The sequence below is a fragment of the Nitrospinota bacterium genome, from assembly GCA_035528715.1.
GTDB lineage: Bacteria > JADFOP01 > JADFOP01 > DATKYB01 > DATKYB01 > DATKYB01.
The window spans coordinates 1-3,123 of record DATKYB010000142.1 but is presented as its reverse complement, the minus strand read 5'-3'; the positions used below and the strand labels follow the sequence as shown (position 1 = coordinate 3,123).

The 3,123-nt window shown below is 36.0% G+C and carries 6 protein-coding genes; 3 read left to right on the top strand and 3 right to left on the bottom strand.

The genetic code is table 11. The annotated features are described in order from the left end of the window. Positions 1–293: 293 nt before the first annotated feature. Both VMW81_10025 and VMW81_10020 read right to left on the bottom strand, forming a co-directional pair. Positions 294–704, bottom strand: coding sequence for a CBS domain-containing protein (locus VMW81_10025; GenBank protein ID HUU51276.1), 411 nt, complete (start codon positions 702–704; stop codon positions 294–296). Between the two features lie 29 nt (positions 705–733). Then, positions 734–1,108, bottom strand: a complete 375-nt coding sequence (locus VMW81_10020; protein ID HUU51275.1) for a PilZ domain-containing protein — start codon at positions 1,106–1,108, stop codon at positions 734–736. A gap of 354 nt (positions 1,109–1,462) precedes the next feature. On the opposite strand from VMW81_10020, the gene VMW81_10015 reads away from it, so the two are divergent. The 3 genes from VMW81_10015 (at position 1,463) to tatA (ending at position 2,763) form a co-directional block, all read left to right on the top strand. Then, positions 1,463–1,831: a hypothetical protein gene (locus VMW81_10015; GenBank protein ID HUU51274.1), complete on the top strand. Its 369-nt coding sequence runs from the start codon at positions 1,463–1,465 to the stop codon at positions 1,829–1,831. Positions 1,832–2,347: 516 nt separating this feature from the next. Then, positions 2,348–2,527 (top strand): hypothetical protein, encoded by a 180-nt coding sequence (locus VMW81_10010; GenBank protein ID HUU51273.1) that lies wholly within the window; start codon positions 2,348–2,350, stop codon positions 2,525–2,527. Between the two features lie 32 nt (positions 2,528–2,559). Then, the gene (gene tatA, locus VMW81_10005; protein HUU51272.1) at positions 2,560–2,763 is read left to right on the top strand and encodes a twin-arginine translocase TatA/TatE family subunit; all 204 of its coding nucleotides are present in this window, start codon (positions 2,560–2,562) and stop codon (positions 2,761–2,763) included. On the opposite strand, the gene VMW81_10000 is transcribed toward tatA, so the two are convergent. Next, positions 2,764–3,123 (bottom strand): diguanylate cyclase response regulator (locus tag VMW81_10000; GenBank protein ID HUU51271.1); only part of this gene is annotated, 360 nt, incomplete at its 5' end.

Here is a 3,123-nt window from a genome sequence, read left to right as displayed (position 1 = left end):
TCAAGAAAAGTTTAAACCGTATTTAAAAATTAATTAATATTTTAAGAATCATATCTCATCGGGCCCGAGAATCCGGCGACTTCGGATTTTTAAAGAAGATTTCGGTCGCCAGCAACACAGGTAATATTTCAACTCTATTTCTACCACTTGATTTGCTCTCATTCGAGAGTTTTCAACGCCGACTACAAGGAAATCCTGGCCAGCCAGCCACTTTTGCCATTTGATTTGATAAACTACATCAACCAGCCATTTTTTTGCGTACTATCTGACAAATTACATTTAGGTCAAAGAATTTATTTTTTTTCTCCAAGTAAGACATTAAATATATCTCTCCAGGTTACAATCCCTTCAACATTACCCTGAGAATCAATAACTGGCAGACAGGATATGTTGTGTTCAAGTAATAAACGACAGGAATCTTTCGCTTCTTCTTCCTTTTTCACTGTTATAGGCTTATGACTCATAATCTGATGAACCCTCTTATTGAATATAGCCAAGTCACGTGGCTGACTAGAAATCTTACCCAAAAAGGGGCTTAACTCTCTAAGCAGATCTCTGTCAGATACAATACCAACAAGTTTTCTGCCCTCAACAACCAGAAGATGATGAAACTTATACTTATTAAAGAGGCTTCTGGTATGCCGTAAAGAATCATCCATTTTTACCGTGACCACTTTAGAGGTCATAATAGATTCAATCTTCACCCCTTAAACTCCTTTTTTATCCTTTATCTTTATAGTCTATTGAATTGCTCATCCCACAATTTCATAATTCTTATGTAATTTTCTACGAGAAATTGTCGGTACAAATCTTCTTCAAATTCTACAGCAGTGTAGAACTCAGCATTATCTTTCTGTTCACAGCGTACTACTCTACCAAAAATATTGGCAAATTGAATAAAGTTCGGTAATAAAAGATCTAAATCAATTATCGATTCTTCTATATAGGATTTGTTGGAACTAAATTTTATTCCTACACGAGAAATATCACAGATTTTTCCTCGAAGTTCTGCTATAGATGGCTTCTCGTGTGAATACAAATCAACAAGAGCAGATCCCAAAACTGTTCTTGGTGCTCGACGTCTCTCTTTCTGTTCTATCTTTTCCATTTGGAAAATAACCTTTAAATTAAAAAATTTAGATTTTTTTACCTTATCGGCAATCTCCCTTGAGAACTTAAGAGGCCCCAATCAAGAACTTTTGAGGGCCGACTACAGGGAAAGCCGGCCATCCAGCCACTTTTGCCATTTGATTTGATAATTTTTGCCACCGGGCTTTTTTATACTTTCCATTGCAAAAACCCGCAAAAAGCTCCTGATCAAGAATTTTTAAGATTCCAAATCTTCATTATTAACTGACTTGACTATTTCAACTTTTTTCGAGATAATATTAAAAATGCTTTAATAAAGAACCTCGTCTATTAATTGTTATGTTTGGATACTTAAAATGACTAGGAGGTATCAATGCCAAACGGTGAAGACAGAGAAAGAATAAATCATCGCCTTGATCAACTTGAAGGGATTATTAGGGGTGAATGGACTGTGGCAGATATAGAAAGAGTGCCGGCAAGAGACTCTTTAAATCCATCAAGGATTAGAGTTGAAATTGATAACCAGCAGGCAACCGGCAGAGATAGGGTCGCTATAATCTTTGCTACTGATCTACCTCTTATGTCCGATACAGATATTCCATATGAACGGATATTCGATTTAGGTATTCAGCAGGCCCATCGGGTATTCAATGAAGTACCAAACGAAGAAAGAATTTTGCAGGGCACTGTAGTAATGACTTCGAGGGAAGTTACTTTTGAGCTTTATACTGGACAAGAATAAGATATTATTAGAAATTATTTCGACAAAAAAGAGAAAGGTAATGTAACCTATAGATATATAAATTTGCCTGTTGATCCAGATACACCTTCAAAAGAAGCTAAAAAATCGTAGGTTGTTTACTACAAAAACATAACATCAGCATTAAGGGCCACGGCAAAAAGCCGCCGCGCCTTATACTGGCCATTGCATCTTGGTTATATGTTTCGAACAGTAATAGTATTTTGGAAATTTAACCGCCAACTACAAGGAAAACCACCCAGTCACTTTTGCCATTTGATTTGATAATTTTTGCCATTTGATTTGATAAACTTTTATTTGACGCCTTTTCTAAATCTCCTCATAATTTTCTCTACAAATCCTTATAATTCAAGTATTCCGGAGAATTCCCGCTACTTCCCTCTTTTTTCTCACTTGATCTGACCATTTTTCTCATTTGATATGACCAGTAACAACAAATTATCATTTGACTTATTGCTTTATTATGATATATTGAAAAGGGTTAAATTTTATGAGGGGATGAAAGCAGTGACAGAGGGCTTGGAAGAGAAGGTAAAAGAGGCCTTGGAGAATGGGAAACTCTCCTGTTCCAGGGCTTTTAAGATTGCTGAGGAAACAGGGGCAGATGTAGAAGAGATTGGTAAGGTTGCCAACAGACTCGATATTAAGATTATCGGCTGTCAGTTAGGTTGCTTTTAAGAAATTTAAAGATATTTTAGGAGGAGAATATAATGATCGGTGGTCTTGGGATGCCAGAATTAATAATCATCCTGATAATTATCCTTATTATCTTTGGAGCAGGAAAGCTCCCAGAGATAGGAAGCGGTTTGGGAAAGGGAATCAGAAACTTCAGAAAGTCCACTAAAGAGGTGGAAAACGAGATAAAAGTAACTTCAGAGATAGATGAAAAGAAAGAGAAAGAGAAAAAAGATTAACTATTTTCTCCTATCTTTGACATAGTTACTTCCTTTCAGGCTTTTCGCATGTTTTTTCAATCGTGAAGCAATTTCGCTGATTTCTCCGTAATGCTTTATCTTCTTCTTTTCATTTGAAACCACAGCAATCGATATCGTCATTATAGGAAAACGGAGTCTATTTTTTTGACGGTCTATTGAATCGATATATCCTCTTATCCTATCCTCTTCGTCATAAAAGGTAGGTATAATTAGTTCAAAATTCTTGATAATCTGTTTACAGGTATCATCTGCAAGATGAGGAGGGACGATAAATACAAAATCGTCTCCCCCAATATGGCCTAAATAGCAATCAGGGGAGTTATGTCCTCTTATAATGTT